Source organism: Flavobacterium resistens, assembly GCF_900182645.1.
Taxonomy (GTDB): domain Bacteria; phylum Bacteroidota; class Bacteroidia; order Flavobacteriales; family Flavobacteriaceae; genus Flavobacterium; species Flavobacterium resistens.
Window position 1 is genome coordinate 1,154,611 of record NZ_FXTA01000002.1, and the last position, 23,891, is coordinate 1,178,501.

Consider the following 23,891-nt stretch of genomic DNA (forward strand, 5'->3'; position numbering starts at 1 on the left):
GGGGCTAGATGAGAAATTTTTGTTTTCAAAAGATGTTTTAGTTAGAATGTTTACTCTTAACGCAATTACAAATAAAAAATCTGTAAGAAATAAACTAAAAGAAAACTTAGTATCTTAGTCACTCAGAATCTTAAAATCTTTTCAAAGAAATGAAATACATATGCGTTTTTTTAATCTTAATTTCTTTTGCAAGTTGTCAAATTACAGAAACCATCAATCTCAATTCAGACGGAAGCGGAAATATAGATATTTACACTCTTCGCGATGAAAATAGTGTTAATCAATTAGGAAGACAAAATTTTGGTTCGGAAAAATTCAGAGACACAATTTTTACTTTTCAAGATTATATTACAAAGTATCAAGAAACTTTTGTGAGATTTACTAAGGCTGATCAAGCTTTGTTTACGGAACATACGAATGTAAAAATGCATATCAAAGTAGATCCAATTCAAATGGAAAATTTCAATAGAGTATCGGTCAATTTTAAAAAAATAGATGAAGTACCAAATGTTTATGAAACTCTAGGATTAGCAAATTCGTTGAAGGAAAATTATCCGATATATAAAAAAAGTTATAAAATAAAATACAGTTTTGATGGCATTATTTTTAAGAGGAATTTAATGATAACAGATCAGGAAGGATTTGAGAAAGATAAAAAAGAATGGGAGGAGAGAAAAAAAATATATTCGAAATATAAATTAATGGAGTCGTATATTTTAAATTATCATTTTCCGAGAAAAATAAAATCGGTTTCAAATGAAAAAGCGATTCTCAGCTCAGATAAAAAATCATTAACTGTAGAGTTTCAGCTTTCAGATTGTCTTCAAAATCCTCAAATAACAAATTTAGAAGTGGTTTTAGAACCAAAAGACTTTCAATAAGCTAGACTTAGCATCTTAGAAGCTTAGTTACTTAGAGTCTTAAAAATAAAAATAGACTTCGTATCTTTGATAAAAATAAAACCATTATGAAATTATATAAACTTCTGTTTTTTTCTTTTTTACTAGCAACTCTAACAAGCTGTACTTTCACTGAAAATATTTATATCAACGATAACGGATCCGGGAAATTTTCTGTAGATATGGACGGTTCTTCTTTAATGCAAATGGCTGGCGATCAACTTGGAAGTCAAGTAGGAGCTGATGCCAAAAAAGACATTGATTCAACGTTTACTTTTAAACAATTGCTTGCTGAGAAAAAAGACAGCATCGCAAAATTATCTCCAGAAGTGCAAAAAGAACTGAAAAAACTGGAAAACTTTGTAGTTACTACAAAAATGAGCGCAGAAAAAAAACAGTTTTTAATGACTTTATCAACTGATTTTAAGAGCGTAAATGAACTTCAGGATATTTTACAGACAGCAAGTACACTACAAAAATTAGAAGGAGGAGCAACAGCAAATCCTCTTGGGAATGGTTTCGGAGACAATAAAAGTAAATTAAGTTATACGTATGACGGAAAGAAATTTACCAGAAAAGCTACAATTGATCAGCAAAAATTAACAGAAAAGCTTAATGATTCGTCGGCAGATATGTCTAAAATGATTTTTGCATCGTCAAATTATATTGTGAAATATCACTTTCCAAAAAAGATCAAAAAAGTTTCTAATCCGAGCGCTTTATTCAGCGACGACAGGAAATCAATTACAATTCAATACTCTTTCACGGATTATATGGAGAATCCGGACAAACTTAACTTTGATGTTGAGTTTGAAAAATAATCAAAATGAACAAAAATATTCAACTTCAGGATCTGGGAAACAGAGACTATAAATCGACTTGGGAATATCAGGAAGAACTTTTCAAAGATATAGTTGATTTAAAAATCAAAAACAGAAGAGAAGAACTCGATTTGCCAACACCAAATTATTTGCTATTTGTTGAGCATCCACACGTTTATACATTGGGGAAAAGTGGTGATCTGGAAAATTTATTATTAAACGAAAAACAGCTCGAAGCCAAAGGGGCGACTTTTTATAAAATCAATCGTGGTGGCGATATAACGTATCATGGACCGGGACAAATCGTAGGTTATCCTATTTTGGATTTAGAAAATTTCTTTACGGACATTCATAAATATTTACGTTTCCTCGAAGAAGCAATGATTCTTACTTTAGCAGAATACGGTTTAGAATCGGGCAGGAGTGAAGGCGAAACGGGTGTTTGGCTCGGTGTTGGAACTCCGTTTGCACGTAAAATTTGTGCAATGGGCGTTCGTGCTTCACGTTGGGTAACCATGCACGGATTTGCTTTAAACGTAAATGTTGATTTGGGATATTTTGATAATATCATTCCGTGTGGAATTCGCGGAAAAGGCGTAACTTCTTTACACGTAGAGCTTGGTGTTGAAAAAGTCGATGAAGAAGAAGTAAAAGCCAAAATTCTAAAACATTTGACTCAATTGTTTGAAGCAGAATTTATTAAATAAGCTTCTAAGAATATATATAGTATGAAAAATGCTGAAGAAAATAACAATTACAGAATTGCCGTTCCTTCAGCATTTGAAACTGTTTTTTCGCATTTCTACTTTGCCGAAAACAAAACGGAATTTCCCATAACCAAAACCTTATTGCCAAGTTTTCAAAGTATTCTGGCTTTTAACTTTGGAACAAAATCATCTTTAAAATCGCAGCAGAATACTTTTCTGGAAATTGAAAAATGCATTGTTTTGGGACCAATTAAACAAGCTTTTGATTATACTTTAGAACCAGGTTCACAGATTTTAGTTGCCAATTTTAAAGAAGATGCTTTTTACAGATTCTTTGGCAATGCGCTTTTTGATTCTATGCCTATTCATCCCGATGATTTAATTAATGAAAACTGTTTTACTATTTTATGGGAAGAACTTCAAAATATTCCTGATCCAAAAGAACGTGTCGCTTATATTTTAGATTTCTGCAAACCTTATTTGCGCGAACAAACAGCAATTACGAATCTTTTAAGCGATTTTCATGATCAGAATTTAAATCCAATAAAAGCGATTGCTTCACAGATCAATCAAACCGAAAGAAATATTCAGTTGAATCAAAAAAAGGTTTTTGGTTATTCTGTTAAAGAAGCCAATCGTTATGAAAGGTTTTTAAAGGCTATTGATCAGATTCAGAAAAATATTCTAAACGAGCTAAAAATAGATTGGTTAACGATTGTTAATGAATGCGGATATTACGATCAAAGCCAGCTTATTCACGACTTTAAATATTATATGAATATTTCGCCAACAAAGTTCCTTAAATTTCAAAGCGATATCTGCAGTTCAAAACGGCAATAAGACTGATTTCGTTTTCTTACAATTACTCCTCAAATCTGCGTTATACATTTGTCATGTTCAATCTTTAAAACTAGAAAACATGAAAAATTTAATTATTTACGCACATCCAAACGAAGCAAGTTTAAATCATTTCTTTAAAAACACAATTGTAGAATCTTTAGAAAAATCAGGGCAAGAAATTGTGGTTCGCGATTTAAATGAAATCAATTTTAATCCGGTTCTTTCTTTGCAGGATATGCAGGGACAAAGAATGGGACAAGTTGCAGATGATGTAAAAACAGAACAAGATTTTATTTCGTGGGCAGACCAAATTATTTTTGTTTACCCGATTTGGTGGACGGGAATGCCGGCAATTATGAAAGGTTATATTGACCGCGTTTTTAGTTACGGATTTGCGTATCGATACGATCAAGGCGTTCAAATGGGGATGCTCAAAGGAAAACAAGTCATTATTGTAAATTCTCACGGAAAATCAAATGCTGAATATGAAGCAATAGGAATGGACAAAGCTTTGGAATTAACTTCGGATACCGGAATTTTTAAATATTGTGGATTAGAAATCAAACAGCACTTCTATTTTGATAAAGCTGACAGAGCTTCGGCAGACAGTGTTTTAGAATGGAAAAAGGAACTTAAAAATGCTTTTAAACTGATAAATGAAGTTTCTGTTTTTCAATAGAAATTTATTTTTCAAAAGAATAATTGAAAAAAATCTAAAAATGTCCGACTAATAGCCAGGATTTTAAATTGATAGCAAATTACAGCAATATGGTGATTTTCTAATGTTTTTATGGTAAATTTGGTTTTATACTTAAAATTAAGCGTTAACTAAATATAATCTAATAACTTATGAGAAAAATCTACTTTGTATGTTTCCTATTTATGCTTAATGGCCTTTTTGCTCAAAAGAAAGATAAATTATACCCAATTGCAGCATATGAAAAGGTATGGCAAGAGAAAAATAGTGACGTCAGATTAAAAATGATTAAATCGATTTGGCTAGAAGACAGTACTTTTGAAGATCCTTCCGCTTCAATAAAAGGAACTACGGCGTTTAATAATGTCATCAATGAATTTTATAAAAAATTCCCAGATGCTGTATTGACATCTGGAGTAAAAATAGTGAAAGATAATTATGTAACCTGGGAATGGAAAATTCTGGATTCTAAAAATAATCTTATAATGGCAGGCAGAGATTTTGCCCGCTTGAATGGAAAAGGGCAAATAAGTAAAATAATCGGCTTTTGGGACAATTCAGCAACTTTGTCTGAAACGGATATTTTAAAAAATCTTGAAGCAGATAATCTTAAAGTTGTTGCAAAATACTATGAATGTCTTTTTAAAACAAGAGATTTTGATGCCATGGCAACTTTAATTGAGGATGGAGCAATTTACACTCAGGCGACGGGACTTCCTTACGGCGGTACTTTTGTAGGTTTTGCTGAATGGACAAAAATGTTTGCAAAATCTGCAGAGTTTTTTGATTTGCAAATAGAGAAAGAACCAACATATTTTAGCGATGCTTCAAAAAATGAAGTAATCATTTATTTCACTATAAATTGCAAATCCAAAAAATCGGGTAAAAACCTTTCGATGCCGATTTCGGAACATTTTGATTTGAAAAACGGAAAAATTACGGCGATCAGACCATTTTACTATGATACCAAACAATTTGCGGAATTCCTGAAAAGCAAGAAATAAAAAAAAGCGACCTTAATATATAGGTCGCTTTTTTTATTCAAAAAAATCCAGAGACAGTTGATCAGGCAAAAGTCTGAAACTCATTCGATGATATTTTGTGGTTCCATATTTTTTAATAGCTTCTCTATGTTCTTTGGTTGGATAACCTTTATTTTTTTTCCAATTGTACATTGGGAATTCTTCATGAATTTGATCCATGTATTCGTCGCGATACGTTTTTGCCAAAACGGACGCTGCTGCAATGCTTAAATATTTAGCATCACCTTTAATAATACTTTTATTTGGAATTGATTTCAGAAGTTCAATTTCGGTTGAAGAAAATTGTTTGCCAAAAGTGTTTTTAAGTCCAAGTTTTGCATTTAAGGCTCGGTTTCCATCAACAATAATATATTCGGGAACATGTTTTAATTTTAAAATGCATTCCTGCATTCCTTTCATAGAGGCGTTCAAGATATTTATTTCATCAATCTCTTCCGGAAATAAATGTGTGACCGCAAAACAGAGTGCTTGCTGTTCAATAATAGGTTTTAAAAGGGCTCTTGTTTTTTCAGACAGTTGTTTACTGTCATTTAAAATTTGATTTTCAAAAGTTTCAGGCAAAATTATAGCTGCTGCTGTGACGGGTCCGGCTAGACATCCGCGTCCGGCTTCATCGGTTCCCGATTCTAAAATAAATCCTGAGAAATTCTTTTCGAGCATTTTTAACCTTTTTGGATGGCAAAGATTATAAAAAATTAACTAAAAAGGCTTAGCGACGATTAAAAATTGAAGAAGAGATATAAAAAATCGAATAAATTATGTCATTTTTTGGGTTCTTTTTAGAGATAATATTTCATGTTTTTTACACTTTCTCCTAATAATTTTGTTGATAAGCACTTTTTTTTTGAATTTTTTTAAGGCAATTATTAAAAAAACTTATAAAAAATGGATGTTTTGCCTTGTTTTGCTCTTGTTTTTATCAAAAGTTTAAAAAAGTCTACCGATTTAGAGAACTTAATAAAAGATATTGCTCTTTTTTATGAGTTTAACTATTTGATTTTCTTAAATGTTAAAATCTGTTAACGTTTTTAACTCAAAATAATTATGTTTTCCGATATTTTTGAAGGAAAAATAGTATTTAAAGTTTGGAATAGTTATATTTTCTGGGATTGGATTAAGCTTTTGTTAATAATCTTAAGGAAATTTAAGTACAAATAGTTTGTTATTTTAAGAAATAATTAAGATGTTTGTCGCATACTAATTCAAAATAAATTAAAATGAAATTAAAATTTAAATGGATTTTTACGCTCCTTGTAGCGTTATCTATGCAGTTTTCTTTTGCTCAGGAGAGAACTGTTACTGGAAAGGTATCTGATAAAACAGGTGTTATTCCAGGAGTAAATGTTCTTGTGAAAGGATCTAAAGCAAATACTCAGACTGATTTTGATGGAAGTTATTCTATTAAAGCAAAGACTGGTGATGTTTTGGTTTTTTCATATGTTGGTATGAACAACAAACAAGTTACTGTAGGGACTTCAAATACAGTAAACGTTGAGCTAGAATCTGAAGCACAATTAATGAATGAGGTTGTGGTAGTAGGTTACGGTGTTCAGAAAAGAAAAGAAGTTACAGGTTCTATTTCTAAAATTGCTGGTAACGACATCGCTAACTTAGTAACTCCATCTTTTGAAGGAGTATTAGCTGGTAGAGCAACTGGAGTACAAGTTGTAACTAACAGTGGTATTGTTGGAGTTGCTCCAAAAATTAGAATTAGAGGTATTGCTTCTATTTCTAGTGGAAGTGATCCATTAATCGTAGTAGATGGTGTGCCAATTCTTTCTGGTGATATCGGAGGTGTTGCAAACACAAACGGTTTAGCAGATATTAACCCAGACGATATCGAATCATTTGATATCTTGAAAGATGGTGCTGCAACGGCTATCTATGGATCAAGAGCTGCGAATGGAGTAATTTTGATTACTACAAAAAGCGGTAAAAAAGGAACTTTAAAAGTTAATTTCTCTTCAAATTTTGGTGTTGCAAGTGCAGCTAAAAAATACGATCTTTTACAGACTCCTGATTTCTTAACGATTGCAAATGAAAAAAGAACTAACAGAGGACAAGCTCCATGGGCTGTTGGAAGTACTTATAATACAGACTGGCAAAGTGCTGTTTTAAGAAACGCACCTCAAATCACTAACAACTTAGCATTTAGTGGTGGTTCTGATAAAACTAAATATTACTTATCTTTAGGTTATACAGATCAAGATGGTATCAACTTGGCAAATAGCATGCAAAGATATTCAGTAAGAGCTAATATTGATCAAGATATCAATAAATGGTTAAGCATTGGTACAAACTTAAGTGTTACTAGAACTGAGTACAATGGTTTAAATACTAGTGCTAGTGGACTTTCTGGTAACATCTTCAACACAATCAGACAATTGCCTAACGTGCCAATTTATGATGCAGCAAACCCAACAGGATATAACTTAACATTGCCATTAAGTACAAATACAGTTGGTAGATGGGATAATACAGATCCAGTAGGAGATAACATTACAAATATTCTTTATGTATTAGATCATAATAAATATTACTCAAAAGTTAACAGAACATTGTTAAGTCTTTTTGCTAACGCAAAAATTACTTCTGATTTAACTTATAAATTACAAGTAAGTGCTGATAACTCTATTACTGGTGGATTACAATACTGGAATCCTATTCACGGTGACGGACGTTCTAGAAATGGTTACCTGTACAATGATAATACAGAATACTTAAGATGGAACTGGCAAAATATCTTGAACTACAAGCATACTTTTGGTGAAAATCATAACGTAGGAGCTACAGCTGTTGCTGAGTACCAAAAACAGAGATATCAAAATTTCTGGGGATCTGGAAGTGATATTATCAGTGATTTCTTCAACCAAAACTTAGTTACTAACTCATATGTTACTAAAGATTCAGGTGGATCTGTTACTGAAAATGGTATTATTTCTTACTTAGGACGTTTTACATATAACTACAAAGAAAAATACTTTATCCAAGGTTCTATCAGAAGAGACGGTATTTCTAAGTTAAGTGCAGATACAAGATGGACTAACTTCCCTGGAGTTTCTGCAGGTTGGACAGTTTCTAAAGAAGATTTCATGCAATCAATCAGCAGTACAGTTTCTGATTTCAAACTAAGAGCATCATACTCTAAAGTTGGAAATACTGAAATTGGAAACTATCCTTACATGGATTTAACAACTGGTTCTCCTTATGCAACTGCAAATGGTATTGGATATTTCCAATTTGGAAATCCTCAATTACAATGGGAATCTAGTGAGAAAATTGACTTTGGTGCTGATTTCGGATTTTTCAATAATCGTTTGACTATTGGTTTCGATTACTACAGAAACAATATCGATAAATTAATTTTGGCTGTACCGGTTTCTCCATCATTAGGTGTTCCGTTTAATACAACAAACAAAAATATTGGTAAATTATATAACCAAGGTTTAGAGTTCGCTGTTGGTTTCAAAGCTATCAACAACCAAAACTTCAAATGGGATTTATCATCAAACTTGACTTTGTCTAAAAACGTAGTTACTGACGTATTTAATGGTCAAGATATCATTGGAGGATCATCTACAGATACTAACATTGCACCAAACATCATTATTAGAGAAGGTGAATCAATGAACTCTTTATATGGTTTCAAATATTGGGGAGTTAACAAAGCAAATGGTAACCCAGTTTACTATAAAGCTGATGGTAGTTTAGTTCAAGGAAACATTCCAACATCTACTTACTATGTTTTCGATCCAAACAATCCAGCTGCATTAACAACTCCAGCTACTTTAAGTGCTGCTACTGATAAAGTAATTTTAGGTAATACATTACCAACTTACTATGGATCTTTATCTTCTAGCATGAAATACAAAAATCTTGATTTCGGATTTATGTTCAGATTCAGTGGAGGAAACAAAATTTTCAACTCTACAAGAAGAGAGTTGATGAACCAAAACTTCAACAACAACGGAACAGAGATTTTAGGAAGATGGCAAAGTGTTGACAATCCTGGAGACGGATGGACTCCAAGATTATGGGCAAGTTCAAATACATTTACTAACCTTTCTGGAAACGCGAGTTCTCGTTTCGTAGAAAAAGGAGATTTCATTTCTTTAGATAACATTAGCTTAGGTTATACTTTACCTAGAATCTTGTTAGATAAAATCCAAGTAGAAAACTTCAGAATCTATGTTCAGGCTCAAAATATCTGGTTAATTTCTGATTACAAAGGTATTAACCCTGAAATGGAAACATCTGGAGTAGATATCAATGGAACTCCACGTTCTAAAGTTATATCAATGGGAATAAATGTTAGTTTATAATATGAAAAATATGAAAAATATAATAAAATCAATTTTACTTTCTGCAGTAGTACTTGGGATGAGCTCATGTACTGAAGAAAAGATCTTAGACCTTGTACCTATAAATAACGTTCCGACTGACCTTGCTTTTACAACTCCAACTTATATAGAAACTTATATGGCTGGTGTTTACAATGCTGCAGCTATTGGTACTTATAACAGTGGTACTTCAAATGGTGGTAGAGGATACGTATGGGGAGCTGCTTTTGTTGAGCAAGGTGAATGTATGGGAGAAGATGCAGTAAACAATGCTACTTTCTACCAATTAACATATACTCAAACTTACGATCCAACATCTGCAAATAACGTTTACTACTGGGTTGACGGTTACAGATTAATCAACAGATGTAACTTAATGATCGAAGGAGTTACTGATGCAGTTGCTAAAGGTGTTATTACTAAAGCTGTAGGTGATGACTATATTGGTCAATCTAAATTTTTAAGAGCGATTACACATTTTGAGTTGTTGAATTATTTTGCTAGACCTTACAACCACACTGCAGGAGCTACACATTTAGGTATTCCTTACAGAGAAGTTGGTGTAAATACTCAAGCAGAAATTGATTCTGAAAATGCAAAACCTAGAAATACTGTAGCGGAATGTTATGCTAAAGTACTTGCTGATTTAGATGATGCTGAAAAATTAATTACAACTGCAACTACTTCAAGAGCATCTAAAAATGCTGCGATTGCTTTCAAAACGAGAGTTTATCTTCAAAAAAGAGACTGGGCAAATGTAGTTGCTGAAGGAACTAAATTAAATGGTAAATATACTTTGACTGCTAAGCCAGGTGACCCATTCGTGCCAGCTAGTAACTTAACAAACTCAGAGTCTATTTTCTCTATTGCTCACTCAGCTACTTCTAACCCTCAGGTTAATGCTGCGTTAGCTAGTATCTTGAACAGTAGAGCTTTAGTTAACATTAGTCCAATCATTTGGAGAGAACCAAAATGGTTAGTTGATGATAAAAGAAGAGAAGAAGGTGTTATGATCAAAACTGTTGCTGGTAGAAAATATACTAACAAATATTCTGATATTGTTAACTTGACAGATGCTGCTCCAGTTATTAGATATGCAGAGGTTTTATTGAACATGGCAGAAGCTCAAGCTCGTTTAAATACTGCTTCAAGTTTAACTTCATCTTTGGCTTTATTGAACCAAGTAAGAAACAGATCATTAGCTAATCCTTTAACTCAAGCTTATACTGCAGCTACTTTAAATACGCCGCAAACTTTAGTTCCAGCGATTCTTATTGAAAGAAGAATCGAGTTTTTAATGGAAGGTCGTAGATGGTCTGATATCCACAGATTACAAAATGATGATATTGCTCCAATCAACGGTATTCCTGCAAAACTTGCTAATGCTGCTCCAGCTGCTGCATTATACACTTTAGGAACTGCTTACCCAGGTCCATTCGGTGTGCCAGCTTTGCCTTATACTGATTACAAATTCATTTGGCCAATACCACAAATTGAAATGAATACAAACCCAGGTTTAGGACAAAACCCTAACTGGTAAGAAATAAATATTTTGATTTTTATAAAACCCTCAATCATTTTGATTGGGGGTTTTTTTATTGTGATAAAAACTCCTCATTCATACTGATTTGTTTTTTTATACGTTTTTATCTTTTACCTTTGCTTGACTAATTTTGTCGAATATAATTTCAATATAAAGCTATCAAATGAGAATACTCTTTTTTCTATATCTAATGATAATGCCCGCCTTATTGTTTTCTCAAGAAAAAAACACTTCTAAAAATAATTTGGATATGAACACGAAATATTCAAGTATTACAGATACTGTAAAAAAGAAAAAATCTTTAGTAGCTAAAATTGAGCAATACCAGATTATCACTTTAGAGCATGATACTACTTATGCTGACACATCTTTAACATTGAAAAGTGCATACAGACAGAATTATCTCCGCAAGGATAATTTCGGTCTTTTGGAATTCTCAAATATCGGACAGACATATAACACCTTACAATATAGTCTGAATAGTTTTTCGCCTTATCCGGAAATTGGTTTTTCAGGAAAACATTTTGATTATATGCAGGCTTCGGATATTAAATATTATTCTGCTGCAACGCCTTTTACAGAGCTGTTCTTTAATACTACTATTAATAAGGGACAAAATGTAGACTCATTTATTACATTGAACACCTCTAAAAACCTGAATTTTTCAGTTGCCTACAGAGGACTTCGTTCAGAAGGAAATTATATTAACCAATTAGTAAGTGTTGGAAATTTTAGATTTACAACCAGTTATGCCACTACAGATAAACGATATATTTTGAATGCTCACGTAACATATCAAGATGTTACAAATGAAGAAAATGGAGGAATAACAACACCGCAGGATTTCGAAAGTAATGATCCCGATTTTAAAAACCGTCAGCGTTTGCAGGTATATTTAACAGATGCGGAATCTTTATTAAAAGGACATCGTTTCTTTTTTGATCATGCATTCAGAATCAATCCTAAAGGAGGTGATAATAACTTATTTGTTACTCATCAATTTAATTATGAATATAAGTTCTTTGAATACAAGCAGCCAACTGTGCTTTCTACAGTAGGTACGACGCCAGTTCAGCGTTTTGGAGATTCATACGTGACAAGTAATATTAATGACCGCACGCGTTTTGAAAAGTTATATAATAAAGCTGGGCTTGCCTATGAAAATTCCCTTTTAGGAAAATTCTATTTCTTCATTGATGACTATAGATCAAATTATGAATATAACAGGATCATTGTAAAGGAGAACGGACATATTATTCCTGATAATTTATTTCTTCAGATTAATAATGTGGGTGGGCAATATGAATACCAAAAAAATAAATGGAACGGACGTTTCTTGTACACTAGGTCAATTACAAACCAATCGCTTTCGGACTTAGACGCAAAACTTAGATACAATTTAAACAAAGATTTTCAATTTGATTTTAGATATCGTAACATAAATAAACTGCCAAATAATAATTATAATTTATACCAAAGTAGTTATATAGCGTATAATTGGTCTAATGATTTTAAGAACGAAAAAATCAATCAGCTTGGAGCAAATGTTTTCACGCCTTGGTTGAACGCAGAAGTTCAATATTCGGTGTTAAAAGACCATTTGTATTTTACTGATGTTTCTACAGATGCTCAGGCTTTGGTTCATACGCAAATTATAAATCCAGCACAATACGGAAATGTAATTAATTATTTTTCTATAAAGGCTAACAAAGAATTTAAATTTGGACGATTCGGTTTTGATAATACACTTTTGTATCAAAAAGTCGATCAGTCAGAGTTAATTGTCAATGTGCCCGATTTTGTAACTAGAAATACACTATACTATTCTAGTTATTTTTTCAAAAAGGCATTATTTATGCAAACAGGAATTGTCTTTAATTATTTTACGAAATACTACGGAAATGATTACAATCCGGTTGTTGGAGAATTTTTTGTTCAAAATACAAAGCAGATTGGTAATTATGCAACTTTCGACTTTTTTGTGAATGCAAGAATTCGTCAAACTCGTTTTTATTTAAAAGCAGAACATTTTAATTCTTCTTTTTCTAACAACGATTATTATTCGGCGCCTAATAATCCATATCGCGATTTTGTAATTCGTTTTGGTTTGGTTTGGAACTGGTTCGAATAAAATTAAACCTTTATTTATTTTTTTTAAACCAAATATTAAATTATAGTAAAATGGACTTTTCAAATAATATTTTAGAAACAATAGGCAATACGCCGCTTGTAAAGCTCAACAAAATTGTTGCTGAAATTGATGCATTAGTGTTGGCAAAAGTCGAAACTTTTAATCCAGGAAATTCTGTAAAAGATAGAATGGCCGTTAAAATGATTGAAGACGCTGAAGCAGACGGCAGATTGAAACCTGGAGGGACAATTATTGAAGGAACTTCTGGAAATACTGGAATGGGACTGGCACTTGTTGCGATTGTAAAAGGTTATAAATTAATCTGTGTAATCTCAGACAAACAGTCTAAAGAAAAAATGGATATATTGCGTGCTGTTGGTGCAAAAGTTGTGGTTTGTCCAACTGATGTTGAGCCAACTGACCCACGTTCTTATTACTCAGTTTCAAAGCGTTTGGCTGAAGAAACTCCAAATTCCTGGTATGTAAATCAGTATGATAATATGTCTAATTCATTGGCTCATTACGAACAAACTGGACCAGAAATCTGGAAACAGACTGATGGGAAAATCACGCATTTTGTAGTAGGAGTTGGAACAGGCGGAACAATTTCTGGAGTTGGAAAATACTTAAAAGAGAAAAACCCGAACATTAAAATTTGGGGAATAGATACTTATGGTTCTGTTTTTAAGAAATATCATGAAACGGGCATTTTTGATGAAAATGAAATCTATTCATATATTACAGAAGGAATTGGGGAGGATATTTTACCAAAAAATGTCGATTTCTCTTTAATTGATGGTTTTACAAAAGTTACTGATAAAGATGCAGCAGTTTATACTAGAAAAATTGCTTTAGAAGAAGGTATTTTTGTTGGAAACTCTGCTGGAGCATGTATAAAAGGTTTGCTGCAATTAAAAGAGCATTTTAAACCAGATGATGTTGTTGTGGTTTTATTTCATGATTCAGGGAGTCGTTATGTTGGAAAAATGTTCAACGACGATTGGATGCGTGAACGTGGATTCTTAGAAGAAAATATTACTAAAGCAGAAGACGTTATCAAAGACCATATTGATAAAGAATTAATTGTTGTTAGAACTGAGGAATTAGTTTCGCATGCGATTGACCGTATGCGTAAGTATAAAATCTCTCAAATTCCAGTTGTAGATATTAATGGTTTTGTTGGATCTGTTGATGAAACTGACCTGTTTAGAAGTTATGTAGCTGATAAAAACGTTGCCGAAAAACCAATTAAGGAAGTTATGGGAAAACCTTTTCCAATTGTGAAATTAGGTACTCCTATTGAAGAAGTATCAAAACTTTTTACAAAAGAAAATGATGCAGTTTTAGTTGATTTAGGAAACGGTTCGCACCATATTATTACAAAATATGATATTATTGGTTCAATAAAATAGAACATATAAAATAGAATTTATCCATAAATCTGATTGATATTAACCAATCGGATTTATGGATTTTCCTTTTTTAAATTATTAGAAAATGAATTTTACTGCAATAGATTTTGAAACTGCAACAAGTTTTCATCCCTGCTCTGTCGGAATCGTGACGGTGCAAAATGGTGTAATAGTAGACGAGTTTGTTACCTTAATAAAACCGCCAAACAATATTTATAATCCATTTACAATTCAGGTTCATGGAATTTATCCGCGTGATACCGTTAATGCAAAATCGTTTAAACAAGTTTATACTGAAATCGAAAAAAGATTAAAGAATAGAGTGGTTGTAGCACACAATGAAAGTTTTGATCGAAATGTATTAATTAAGTCGATGTTAGCAAATGGTTTAAGTTATGAAGATTTGAATATTGCATCAAAATGGGAGTGCACAGTAAAAATTTATAAAGCGAAAGGCATAAGACCTACTAAGCTAAGCGATTGTTGCCGCGAAATGAATATCAAATTAAATCATCACGAAGCATTATCAGATGCAAGAGCATGTGCAAAATTATATATGCTGCGATAAAAACATATTTTTTTGTAAGAATAATATTAATTTATTTTTTATTTTTAGATTTTGAAACTTATTATAATATCTAAAAATGAAAGAAGATTTTCTTCATTATCTCTGGAAATTCAAGAAGTTCAGTACGCTGAGTTTAAAAACTGCTCAAAAGGAGCAACTTACTATTTTTAGAACGGGTGATTATTTAGGACTTTCTGGTCCGGACTTTTTTAATGCTCAAATTAAAATTGATGAGCAAAAATGGGCTGGAAATGTCGAAATTCATTTAAAATCATCAGATTGGTATTTACATCATCATGAAAAAGATATTGCTTATGAAAATGTAATTTTACACGTTGTCTGGGAACATGATACTGAAATTTTCAGAGAAAATAATTCTGAAATTCCTGTTTTGATTTTGAAAGATTATGTTTCGAAGGAAATAATTGCAAATTATAATGCCCTTGTTTCTGTGAAAAGTTGGATTTTTTGTGAAAGACAATTAAATGAGATAGATGATTTTGTTTTTAAAAATTGGCAGGAAAGACTTTTTTTTGAACGATTAGAGCGTAAATCAGAATTTATTTTTCAGTTATTAGAAGAGACAAATCAAGATTGGGAAACTGTTTTGTTTTGTATGTTAGCCAGGAATTTTGGACTTAACACAAATGGTAATTCTTTTTTCCAAATGTCGAAGTCAATTCCTTTTTCTATTTTAAGAAAAGAAAGTTTTGAAATAGAAAATATAGAAGCCTTGCTTTTTGGATTTTGTGGGTTGTTAGATGCTGAAAAAGAAGATGTTTATTTTAAAGATTTAAAGTTTCGATATTTTTTTCTGCTTCATAAATACAATTTAGATCGAACTTATGTAGATCCTGTTCAGTTCTTTAAACATCGACCAGATAATTTTCCTACGATCAGACTTTCTCAGTTGGCAAGTCTTTATTGTAGTTATCAAAACTTATTTTCAAAAGTAATTGATTTAAAGTCGGTAAAAGATGTCTATAAACTGTTTAGTGTTGTTACAAGCCCATATTGGCAGAATCATTATCAGTTTGATAAAGAAAGCACAAAGAAGTCCAAAGCATTGTCAAAGTCATTTTTGGATTTATTAATTATAAATACAATAATCCCAATCCAATTTACCTATTCAAATATAATGGGATTAGCAATTGCCGAGAATTTAATAGATTTTATGAATGACGTTGCGTCTGAAAAAAATGCAATCATTGAGAAGTTTGCATCTTTTGGTGTGAAATCAAAAAATGCATTTGAAAGTCAGACTTTATTGGAACTCAAAAATGAATATTGCAACCAAAAGGCTTGTTTAAAATGCGCAATAGGATTGGAATTGCTTAAAAATGATTAGATAATTTGTACTTTTGTAAAAATTAAAATGTAAAACTAAAAGATGTCCGCAATTTTAAGACTTAAATTCTTTTTTGAAAAGTACGGTTTTCATGTTTCATCAAGATTGGCAGATAAACTTGGAATGCGAGTAACCAATGTTAGATTGTTCTTTATCTATATTTCTTTTGTTACTGCTGGTTTGGGATTTGGTGTTTATTTGACTCTTGCTTTCTGGATCAGATTGAAAGATTTAATTCGTTCAAAAAGAACATCAGTATTTGATTTGTAAAGTTTACTATTCAATTTTCAATATAAAAAAAACCTGTTCAATTATGAACAGGTTTTTTATTTTTTTCAAAAATTTAGATTAAATCTCTTCAACTTCACTTTCAAGATTATTAAGTTTTGCTCTTTTTTTACTGTAAACAAAGTAAACTATAATACCTAAAGTTCCCCAGCATAAAAAGGCAATCCATGTCTCATGTCTTACTTGAGTCATTAAAAACAAGTTGAAAGATACTCCCAATGTTCCTACCAAATATACAGCCGGAGTTTTATAATGTCTTTCTAATTCAGGTTTTTTATATCTTAAGATCATTACAGCCACACAAACCATTCCGAAAGCTAATAATGTTCCCATACTACACATTTCACTTACTTTTTCAATTGGTGTAAGCGCTGCAACGATTGAAATAATTGTTCCAACTAAGAAAGTACTTTTATATGGTGTTTTGAAAGTTGTATGTAATTTACTGAAGAATGGAGGTAATAAACCATCTCTAGACATTCCTAAGAAGATACGTGTTTGTCCTAACATCATCACAAGCATTACAGATGTCAAACCTGCAGTTGCTGCAATTGTGATAATAAATACGGCCCATGTTAATCCGTTTTCGCTAAAAGCAGAAGCTACTGGTGCAGCCTTATCTAATTGATCATAATGCACCATTCCAGTTAACACTAATGATACAAGAATGTAAAGAATTGTACAGATTACTAATGAAGCGATAATAGCAAAAGGAACGTCTTTTTTAGGATTAATTGCTTCACCAGCCTGAGTTGAAACCGCATCAAAACCGATATAAGCAAAAAACACGATTGTTGCTGCAGTTAAAACACCTCCAAATCCAAAATTCATTTTTCCGGTAGCATTTCCAAGAGAATCCAAAGCAGGAACTTCTGTAGGGATAAATGGATGCCAGTTTTCTACATTGATATAAAAAGCACCACAGATAATTACAAAAAGGACTACTGCAATTTTAACTATTACGATGATGTTGTTTGTACTTGCAGCTTCTTTAATTCCTTTTATAAGAATCGCTGTAACGATCCATGTAATTACAAATGCAGGCAAATTAAATGCAAACGTAGGAATGTCAATTAAATCCTGAGGGAAAGCTTTATTGTGTTCGATGATTTTTTCTGTTGCAGTAGCAAGGTCATTACAAAGCCATATAGGAAATTCTATTCCAAATAAATGTATCAGTTTTACAAAATAACCGCTCCAGGCGACGGCGACGGTTGTGGCTCCCATCATATATTCAAGAATTAAATTCCAGCCGATGAACCACGCAAAAATTTCACCTATCGTTCCGTATGCATATGCATATGCTGATCCTTCAACAGGTAATACCGAAGCAAATTCAGCATAACAAAGTGAAGCAAATAAACAGCCTATACCAGCAATAACAAAAGATAGAGCCAAAGCTGGGCCAGCATAATCATGAGCAGCGATGCCCGTTAAGGTGAAAATTCCTCCACCAATGATTGCCCCAATTCCTAATGAGGTCAATCCCCATCTCGTAAGAACTCTTTTTAAATCACTTTTTTTCATATCGGCTTCAAAAGCAGATATAGGTTTAACTCTCCAAATTGACATATGATTATATTGGTTTATTGTTATTAAGTGCCAAATGTATTGTTTTTTGTAAAAAATAAAAACAATTATAGAGTTTTAAGTTATAAAATGTTTAAAATATTCATAAATGTCATGTAAAACAGGCTACAAAGCCTTGGATTTGTCAATCTTTTTAGGTTAAAATTTTAGAAAATACATTTTAGTGTAAAAATAAAAATTTAGTAAAATTCTTAATAAATTGATATTTTTGGATTCTTTTTAATATCAGCAACTAGAACTATGAAAAATTATAAGCCGTTTATATCCTATTTCAAATTTACAAATCAGCAACGTACAGGCATAGTGGGACTTTTTGTTATCATAATTATACTAGAAGTCTTATATTTTACTTTAGATTTTAATATAACCGAAAAATCTTTTCCTGAAAAAGACCAATGGATGTCACTGCAATCTGAAATAGATTCTCTAAAGATTGTTAAAAATGAGAGAAAACCAATGCAATATTCTTTTAATCCAAATTTTATTTCAGATTATAAAGGTTATAAACTTGGAATGTCAGTTGCGGAAATTGATAGATTGTTGGCATTCCGAAAGGAAAATAAATATGTGAACTCTGCTGAAGAATTTCAAAATGTAACAAAAATTTCAGATTCTTTGCTAAGAGCAATTTCTCCTTTCTTCAAGTTTCCAGATTGGACGCGCAGTAAACCAAATTTTAAAAATGAAAAGAGGGAGTATGCTCAAAAAACAGAATTCAAAAAGGAAAAAATTATTGTTTTGGACATAAATCAGGCATCTCAAGAAGATTTGATGAAAATTTATGGTATTGGAGAAGCTTTATCGGCTAGGATTCTTAAACAAAAAGAAATTTTAGGATGTTTTGTTTCAATGGAACAAATGAATGATGTCTGGGGATTATCTCCTGAAGTAATTGTTGAGCTGAGCTCGCATTTTAAAGTTGTAATTCCGGGCAATTTGAAAAGAATAGCGATTAATGACGCATCTTTAAAAGAATTATCTCAGTTTCCATATTTTAAATATGTTTTGGCAAAGCAGATTGTAACTTATCGAAGTATGAATGGAAATTTCAATAATATTGAGGATTTGATAAAAATTAAAGGTTTTCCTGTTGAAAAAGCAAAAATAATTAGTTTATATTTGGAGTTCTAAAAAAAGCCAACAAATGAATTTTGATTATAATGAAACGCAGTCAATGATTGCTCAGTCTATTAAAGAATTTGCAGAGAAAAACATTAGACCTAATATTATGGAGTGGGACGAAGCTCAAATTTTTCCTATAGCACTCTTTAAACAATTAGGAGAAATGGGTTTTATGGGAGTTTTAGTGCCAGAAGAATACGGAGGTTCAGGATTAGGGTATCATGAATATATTACAGTTATTGAAGAAATTTCAAAGGTTGATCCTTCAATAGGATTGTCTGTTGCAGCGCATAACTCGTTATGTACAAATCATATTTTGACTTTTGGAAATGAGGAGCAAAAGAAAAAATGGCTTCCTAAATTAGCTACGGCTGAACATATAGGTGCTTGGGGATTAACAGAACACAATACAGGTTCTGATGCCGGAGGTATGAATACGACAGCAGTAAAAGATGGTGATTTTTGGGTGGTGAACGGAGCCAAAAATTTTATAACACATGCTATCTCTGGTGATATTGCAGTAGTTGTGGTTAGAACCGGGGAAAAAGGAGATTCAAAAGGGATGACAGCATTTGTTTTTGAAAAAGGAATGCCGGGATTTTCATCAGGAAAAAAAGAAAATAAATTAGGAATGCGTGCTAGTGAAACCGCAGAACTGGTTTTTGATAATTGTCGTGTTCCCGATGCAAACAGACTTGGAGAAGTTGGGCAGGGATTTGTCCAGGCAATGAAAATACTTGACGGAGGCCGAATTTCAATTGGTGCCCTATCTTTAGGAATCGCAAAAGGAGCATATAATGCAGCTCTGAAATATTCCAAAGAAAGATATCAGTTTGGTCAGCCTATTAGTAGTTTTCAAGGGATCTCATTTAAATTAGCAGATATGGCTACTGAAATTGAGGCTTCGGAATTGTTGCTGCATAAGGCTGCTTACTTAAAACAGCAGCATAAGCCAGTAACAACATTAGGTGCGATGGCAAAAATGTATGCTTCTGAGGCTTGTGTAAAAATTGCCAATGAAGCTGTTCAAATTCATGGTGGATATGGATATACTAAAGATTTTCCTGTAGAGAAGTTTTATAGAGATTCGAAATTATGTACAATAGGAGAGGGAACTACTGAAATTCAAAAATTAGTAATCTCCAGAAATTTGCTTAAAGAATAAAGAAAAAATAATTCAAAATTTATGATTGATAATTCATAATTAATTTTTAACTTTGCAGCCTTAACGAGAGGAGGTGTCTATATTATGTTAATTATACCAATTAAAGACGGAGAAAATATCGATAGAGCATTAAAGCGCTATAAAAGAAAATTTGATAAAACAGGAACTGTTCGTCAATTAAGAGCGCGTACTGCTTTTATTAAGCCTTCTGTTATCAAAAGAGCACAAATTCAAAAAGCTGCTTACATCCAAGGCTTGAAAGATAGCTTAGAAAGTTAGTATTACGCTTTTTAAAAATAATTACCGTTAGTTGTCGAGATTTTGACACTAACGGTTTTTTTATGCTTAATTTTGAGATTAAGTATGAATGGTTAAATTGGTTGTGATGAAGTCAAATAAAGATGCTTTTCGGGATTATCTTCAGTTGGAAAAGAAATATTCTTTACATACTGTTAATGCTTATCTAAATGATATTTCGTTTTTTGAGGAATTTAATAGACTTCATTTTGAGCAAGATGGAATTGAAAATTCGAATTATAGTCAAATTAGGAGTTGGATTGTTTCTTTGGTTGATGATGGTGTTGCAAATGTTTCGGTTAATAGAAAAATGGCTTCGTTGAAGTCGTTTTATAAATTTCTTTTGAAATCGAAGCAAATTGAAGTGAATCCAATGTTGAAACACAAGGCTTTGAAAACGCCGAAAAATGTTCAGATACCGTTTTCTGAAAAAGAACTAGGAGATTTGATTCAAAGTATAGATGTTCCAGTTGGTTTTGAAGAGGTAAGGGATAAGTTGATTGTTGATTTGTTTTATACAACAGGAATGCGAAGGGCGGAGTTGATAAATTTGATGCTGTATAATGTTGATCTGTCTTCAAATGTGATTAAGGTTTTGGGGAAAAGGAATAAAGAACGAATCATTCCGGTTTTGCCTATTGTTGCTGATGAATTAAAGGTGTATTTAAGTGAGCGTTCTTTGGTTGAAAATATTCAAGATGAAGATTATTTTTTTATTTCAAAAAAAGGATTAAAATTGAGTGAATCTTTTGTGTATCGATTAATAAATTCTTACTTTAGTAGGGTCTCTGAAAAGGTGAAAAAAAGTCCGCATGTGCTACGGCATACTTTTGCAACTCACTTATTGAATAATGGAGCAGATTTAAATTCAGTTAAGGAATTATTAGGGCATTCGAGTTTGGCGTCTACACAAGTGTATACTCATAATAGTTTGGCGGAACTCAAAAAGACATATAATGATGCGCATCCTCGAAATAAATAATGATTTCTGAAATGTTTAACCCTAAAATTAGTATTATGAAGGTAGATGTTCATGCAGTTAACTTTACTGTTGACCGAAAATTGGTGGATTTTATTCAGGAAAGAATGGATAAATTAGAAAAATATTACGATCGAGTAGTGTCGTCAGACGTTTTTTTAAAAGTGGAGAGAACAAGTGATAAGGAAAACAAGGCAGTAGAGATAAAGATTAATGTTCCGGGAGATGATTTTTTGGTAAAAAAACAGTGTAAGACATTTGAGGAGGCTGTAGAGCTTTCGGCAGAATCGTTAGAACGTTTATTGGTAAAAAGGAAAGAAAAAATAAGAGCACATATATAATTGAAATTTTTTTTTAAAAAATGTTTTGATTCAAAGATAAAATAGTTACATTTGCAGTCCGTTAGAAATAGCGGACTTTTTTAATGCATTCGCCGATGTAGCTCAGCTGGCTAGAGCAGCTGATTTGTAATCAGCAGGTCGTGGGTTCGAGTCCCTCTATCGGCTCAAAAATATTTCAAATGCGATTTGAAATTTGTTCTTTAGAATAATGGAATTTTAAAAATTAGGGGAGATACTCAAGCGGCCAACGAGGGCAGACTGTAAATCTGCTGTGTGAACTTCGCAGGTTCGAATCCTGCTCTCCCCACAAAAAAAAATAGATTTTGAGTTCTTTTTTAAACTGTAAAAATTAAAATAAGAAAAATCTTAAATCTAAATTAAGGCTCTGCCGGTGTAGCTCAGGGGTAGAGTGCTTCCTTGGTAAGGAAGAGGTCTCGGGTTCAAATCCCGACATTGGCTCAAGTAAGTAGGAAATTGAAAATTAATATATAACTAAGATTAAAAATTAAGTAAAATGGCAAAGGAGAATTTTAATCGTTCCAAACCGCACTTAAACATAGGTACAATTGGACACGTGGATCACGGAAAAACTACATTAACTGCAGCAATTACAAAAGTATTGTCTGATGCTGGTTACTGTCAAGCAAAATCTTTTGATCAAATCGATAACGCTCCAGAGGAGAAAGAAAGAGGTATTACTATTAATACATCACACGTAGAGTATGAAACAGCTAACCGTCACTACGCTCACGTTGACTGTCCAGGTCACGCGGATTACGTAAAGAACATGGTTACTGGTGCTGCTCAAATGGACGGAGCTATCTTAGTAGTTGCTGCTACAGATGGTCCAATGCCACAAACTCGTGAGCACATCCTTTTAGGACGTCAGGTTGGTATTCCAAGAATCGTTGTTTTCATGAACAAAGTGGATATGGTTGATGATGCTGAGTTATTAGAGCTTGTTGAAATGGAAATTAGAGATTTATTATCTTTCTACGAATATGATGGAGATAATGGTCCTGTCGTTCAAGGTTCTGCTTTAGGAGGATTAAACAATGATCCAAACTGGGTACCTAAAATTATCGAATTAATGGAAGCTGTTGATGCTTGGATCGAAGAGCCAGTACGTGACGTAGCTAAACCATTCTTGATGCCAGTTGAGGACGTATTTACAATTACAGGTCGTGGAACTGTTGCTACAGGTCGTATCGAAACTGGAGTTGCTAACACTGGAGATCCTGTTGAAATCATTGGTATGGGAGCTGAAAAATTAACTTCTACTATTACAGGAGTTGAGATGTTCCGTAAAATCCTTGACAGAGGTGAAGCTGGAGATAACGTAGGTTTATTGTTAAGAGGTATTGATAAAGCTGATATCAAAAGAGGTATGGTTATTATTAAGCCAGGTTCAGTAAAACCACACGCTAAATTCAAAGCTGAGGTTTATATCTTGAAAAAAGAAGAAGGTGGACGTCACACTCCATTCCACAATAACTACCGTCCACAGTTCTACGTACGTACAACTGACGTAACAGGAGTTATTTCTTTACCAGCAGGTGTAGAGATGGTAATGCCAGGTGATAACTTAACTATTGAAGTTGCTTTATTAAGCCCAATCGCTATGAACGTAGGTTTACGTTTCGCTATCCGTGAAGGTGGTAGAACAGTTGGTGCTGGTCAGGTTACTGAAATCGTAGAGTAATTCTATAAATAAATAAAAAGCCAGTTGATTTTCTTTACTAAAATCAACTGGCTTTAAT

At 32.5% G+C, this 23,891-nt stretch carries 21 protein-coding genes and 3 tRNA genes; 22 read left to right on the plus strand and 2 right to left on the minus strand.

The features are described 5' to 3' along the window. The first annotated feature begins 149 nt into the window (after positions 1 to 149). The 6 genes from FN795_RS11125 to FN795_RS11150 all read left to right on the plus strand — a co-directional run bounded on the left by FN795_RS11125 (position 150) and on the right by FN795_RS11150 (position 4,968). On the plus strand, positions 150 to 881 hold the full coding sequence (locus FN795_RS11125) for a hypothetical protein (RefSeq protein WP_142450654.1): 732 nt from the start codon (positions 150 to 152) through the stop codon (positions 879 to 881). An 86-nt stretch (positions 882 to 967) separates the two neighbouring features. Continuing rightward, positions 968 to 1,720: a hypothetical protein gene (locus FN795_RS11130; RefSeq protein WP_142450655.1), complete on the plus strand. Its 753-nt coding sequence runs from the start codon at positions 968 to 970 to the stop codon at positions 1,718 to 1,720. A gap of 5 nt (positions 1,721 to 1,725) precedes the next feature. Then, positions 1,726 to 2,427, plus strand: a complete 702-nt coding sequence (gene lipB, locus FN795_RS11135) for a lipoyl(octanoyl) transferase LipB (protein WP_142450656.1) — start codon at positions 1,726 to 1,728, stop codon at positions 2,425 to 2,427. Positions 2,428 to 2,448: 21 nt separating this feature from the next. After that, complete coding sequence (locus FN795_RS11140) at positions 2,449 to 3,267, plus strand: AraC family transcriptional regulator (protein WP_142450657.1); 819 nt, start codon at positions 2,449 to 2,451, stop codon at positions 3,265 to 3,267. 79 nt (positions 3,268 to 3,346) lie between these two features. Continuing rightward, positions 3,347 to 3,946, plus strand: a complete 600-nt coding sequence (locus FN795_RS11145) for an NAD(P)H-dependent oxidoreductase (protein ID WP_142450658.1) — start codon at positions 3,347 to 3,349, stop codon at positions 3,944 to 3,946. 170 nt (positions 3,947 to 4,116) lie between these two features. Then, positions 4,117 to 4,968 carry a nuclear transport factor 2 family protein gene (locus tag FN795_RS11150; protein WP_142450659.1) on the plus strand — a complete coding sequence of 284 codons (852 nt, stop codon included), beginning with the start codon at positions 4,117 to 4,119 and terminating at the stop codon, positions 4,966 to 4,968. A 33-nt stretch (positions 4,969 to 5,001) separates the two neighbouring features. On the opposite strand, the gene FN795_RS11155 is transcribed toward FN795_RS11150, so the two are convergent. Beyond that, positions 5,002 to 5,667, minus strand: coding sequence for a ribonuclease HII (locus FN795_RS11155; RefSeq protein WP_142450660.1), 666 nt, complete (start codon positions 5,665 to 5,667; stop codon positions 5,002 to 5,004). 557 nt (positions 5,668 to 6,224) lie between these two features. Between FN795_RS11155 and FN795_RS11160 the strand changes: the two genes are divergently transcribed. From FN795_RS11160 to FN795_RS11190, 7 genes are all read left to right on the plus strand, one after another. Beyond that, the gene (locus FN795_RS11160; protein WP_142450661.1) at positions 6,225 to 9,329 is read left to right on the plus strand and encodes a SusC/RagA family TonB-linked outer membrane protein; all 3,105 of its coding nucleotides are present in this window, start codon (positions 6,225 to 6,227) and stop codon (positions 9,327 to 9,329) included. A 10-nt stretch (positions 9,330 to 9,339) separates the two neighbouring features. Next, complete coding sequence (locus FN795_RS11165) at positions 9,340 to 10,887, plus strand: RagB/SusD family nutrient uptake outer membrane protein (RefSeq protein WP_142450662.1); 1,548 nt, start codon at positions 9,340 to 9,342, stop codon at positions 10,885 to 10,887. 166 nt (positions 10,888 to 11,053) lie between these two features. Further along, positions 11,054 to 13,021: a putative porin gene (locus FN795_RS11170; protein ID WP_142450663.1), complete on the plus strand. Its 1,968-nt coding sequence runs from the start codon at positions 11,054 to 11,056 to the stop codon at positions 13,019 to 13,021. 50 nt (positions 13,022 to 13,071) lie between these two features. Further along, on the plus strand, positions 13,072 to 14,433 hold the full coding sequence (locus FN795_RS11175; protein WP_035651974.1) for a pyridoxal-phosphate dependent enzyme: 1,362 nt from the start codon (positions 13,072 to 13,074) through the stop codon (positions 14,431 to 14,433). Positions 14,434 to 14,518: 85 nt separating this feature from the next. After that, positions 14,519 to 15,001 (plus strand): 3'-5' exonuclease, encoded by a 483-nt coding sequence (locus FN795_RS11180; protein ID WP_142450664.1) that lies wholly within the window; start codon positions 14,519 to 14,521, stop codon positions 14,999 to 15,001. A gap of 76 nt (positions 15,002 to 15,077) precedes the next feature. Then, positions 15,078 to 16,349, plus strand: coding sequence for a DUF2851 family protein (locus FN795_RS11185; RefSeq protein WP_142450665.1), 1,272 nt, complete (start codon positions 15,078 to 15,080; stop codon positions 16,347 to 16,349). A 42-nt stretch (positions 16,350 to 16,391) separates the two neighbouring features. After that, positions 16,392 to 16,619 (plus strand): PspC domain-containing protein, encoded by a 228-nt coding sequence (locus tag FN795_RS11190; RefSeq protein WP_142450666.1) that lies wholly within the window; start codon positions 16,392 to 16,394, stop codon positions 16,617 to 16,619. Between the two features lie 78 nt (positions 16,620 to 16,697). Here FN795_RS11190 and FN795_RS11195 read toward each other — a convergent pair whose 3' ends face one another. Next, positions 16,698 to 18,209, minus strand: coding sequence for an amino acid permease (locus tag FN795_RS11195; RefSeq protein ID WP_142450667.1), 1,512 nt, complete (start codon positions 18,207 to 18,209; stop codon positions 16,698 to 16,700). A 258-nt stretch (positions 18,210 to 18,467) separates the two neighbouring features. Between FN795_RS11195 and FN795_RS11200 the strand changes: the two genes are divergently transcribed. The 9 genes from FN795_RS11200 to tuf all read left to right on the plus strand — a co-directional run bounded on the left by FN795_RS11200 (position 18,468) and on the right by tuf (position 23,833). Further along, positions 18,468 to 19,358: a ComEA family DNA-binding protein gene (locus FN795_RS11200; protein WP_142450668.1), complete on the plus strand. Its 891-nt coding sequence runs from the start codon at positions 18,468 to 18,470 to the stop codon at positions 19,356 to 19,358. A gap of 13 nt (positions 19,359 to 19,371) precedes the next feature. Further along, a complete protein-coding gene (locus FN795_RS11205; protein WP_035651989.1) occupies positions 19,372 to 20,514 on the plus strand; it encodes an acyl-CoA dehydrogenase family protein in 1,143 nt (380 codons plus the stop codon). A gap of 84 nt (positions 20,515 to 20,598) precedes the next feature. Further along, positions 20,599 to 20,793, plus strand: coding sequence for a 30S ribosomal protein S21 (gene rpsU / locus FN795_RS11210; protein ID WP_026730435.1), 195 nt, complete (start codon positions 20,599 to 20,601; stop codon positions 20,791 to 20,793). Positions 20,794 to 20,899: 106 nt separating this feature from the next. Further along, the gene (locus FN795_RS11215; protein WP_142450669.1) at positions 20,900 to 21,793 is read left to right on the plus strand and encodes a tyrosine-type recombinase/integrase; all 894 of its coding nucleotides are present in this window, start codon (positions 20,900 to 20,902) and stop codon (positions 21,791 to 21,793) included. Between the two features lie 35 nt (positions 21,794 to 21,828). Then, complete coding sequence (gene hpf, locus FN795_RS11220; RefSeq protein WP_035652108.1) at positions 21,829 to 22,131, plus strand: ribosome hibernation-promoting factor, HPF/YfiA family; 303 nt, start codon at positions 21,829 to 21,831, stop codon at positions 22,129 to 22,131. Between the two features lie 91 nt (positions 22,132 to 22,222). Next, positions 22,223 to 22,296: transfer RNA gene (locus tag FN795_RS11225), tRNA-Thr, on the plus strand. A gap of 61 nt (positions 22,297 to 22,357) precedes the next feature. Beyond that, positions 22,358 to 22,438: transfer RNA gene (locus tag FN795_RS11230), tRNA-Tyr, on the plus strand. Between the two features lie 80 nt (positions 22,439 to 22,518). Beyond that, positions 22,519 to 22,590: transfer RNA gene (locus tag FN795_RS11235), tRNA-Thr, on the plus strand. A gap of 55 nt (positions 22,591 to 22,645) precedes the next feature. Beyond that, positions 22,646 to 23,833, plus strand: a complete 1,188-nt coding sequence (gene tuf, locus FN795_RS11240; protein ID WP_026730432.1) for an elongation factor Tu — start codon at positions 22,646 to 22,648, stop codon at positions 23,831 to 23,833. Positions 23,834 to 23,891 lie beyond the last annotated feature (58 nt).

Excerpts from the sequence above, each read along its gene's own strand:
- rpsU (WP_026730435.1), top strand. The coding sequence starts at position 20,599 with ATGTTAATTATACCAATTAAAGACGGAGAAAATATCGATAGAGCATTA.
- FN795_RS11200 (WP_142450668.1), top strand. The coding sequence starts at position 18,468 with ATGAAAAATTATAAGCCGTTTATATCCTATTTCAAATTTACAAATCAG.
- FN795_RS11125 (WP_142450654.1), top strand. The coding sequence starts at position 150 with ATGAAATACATATGCGTTTTTTTAATCTTAATTTCTTTTGCAAGTTGT.
- FN795_RS11170 (WP_142450663.1), top strand. The coding sequence starts at position 11,054 with ATGAGAATACTCTTTTTTCTATATCTAATGATAATGCCCGCCTTATTG.
- FN795_RS11150 (WP_142450659.1), top strand. The coding sequence starts at position 4,117 with ATGAGAAAAATCTACTTTGTATGTTTCCTATTTATGCTTAATGGCCTT.
- FN795_RS11215 (WP_142450669.1), top strand. The coding sequence starts at position 20,900 with ATGAAGTCAAATAAAGATGCTTTTCGGGATTATCTTCAGTTGGAAAAG.
- lipB (WP_142450656.1), top strand. The coding sequence starts at position 1,726 with ATGAACAAAAATATTCAACTTCAGGATCTGGGAAACAGAGACTATAAA.
- FN795_RS11205 (WP_035651989.1), top strand. The coding sequence starts at position 19,372 with ATGAATTTTGATTATAATGAAACGCAGTCAATGATTGCTCAGTCTATT.
- FN795_RS11190 (WP_142450666.1), top strand. The coding sequence starts at position 16,392 with ATGTCCGCAATTTTAAGACTTAAATTCTTTTTTGAAAAGTACGGTTTT.
- FN795_RS11130 (WP_142450655.1), top strand. The coding sequence starts at position 968 with ATGAAATTATATAAACTTCTGTTTTTTTCTTTTTTACTAGCAACTCTA.
- FN795_RS11185 (WP_142450665.1), top strand. The coding sequence starts at position 15,078 with ATGAAAGAAGATTTTCTTCATTATCTCTGGAAATTCAAGAAGTTCAGT.
- FN795_RS11165 (WP_142450662.1), top strand. The coding sequence starts at position 9,340 with ATGAAAAATATAATAAAATCAATTTTACTTTCTGCAGTAGTACTTGGG.
- FN795_RS11155 (WP_142450660.1), bottom strand. The coding sequence starts at position 5,667 with ATGCTCGAAAAGAATTTCTCAGGATTTATTTTAGAATCGGGAACCGAT.
- FN795_RS11145 (WP_142450658.1), top strand. The coding sequence starts at position 3,347 with ATGAAAAATTTAATTATTTACGCACATCCAAACGAAGCAAGTTTAAAT.
- FN795_RS11180 (WP_142450664.1), top strand. The coding sequence starts at position 14,519 with ATGAATTTTACTGCAATAGATTTTGAAACTGCAACAAGTTTTCATCCC.
- FN795_RS11175 (WP_035651974.1), top strand. The coding sequence starts at position 13,072 with ATGGACTTTTCAAATAATATTTTAGAAACAATAGGCAATACGCCGCTT.
- hpf (WP_035652108.1), top strand. The coding sequence starts at position 21,829 with ATGAAGGTAGATGTTCATGCAGTTAACTTTACTGTTGACCGAAAATTG.
- FN795_RS11160 (WP_142450661.1), top strand. The coding sequence starts at position 6,225 with ATGAAATTAAAATTTAAATGGATTTTTACGCTCCTTGTAGCGTTATCT.
- FN795_RS11195 (WP_142450667.1), bottom strand. The coding sequence starts at position 18,209 with ATGTCAATTTGGAGAGTTAAACCTATATCTGCTTTTGAAGCCGATATG.
- tuf (WP_026730432.1), top strand. The coding sequence starts at position 22,646 with ATGGCAAAGGAGAATTTTAATCGTTCCAAACCGCACTTAAACATAGGT.
- FN795_RS11140 (WP_142450657.1), top strand. The coding sequence starts at position 2,449 with ATGAAAAATGCTGAAGAAAATAACAATTACAGAATTGCCGTTCCTTCA.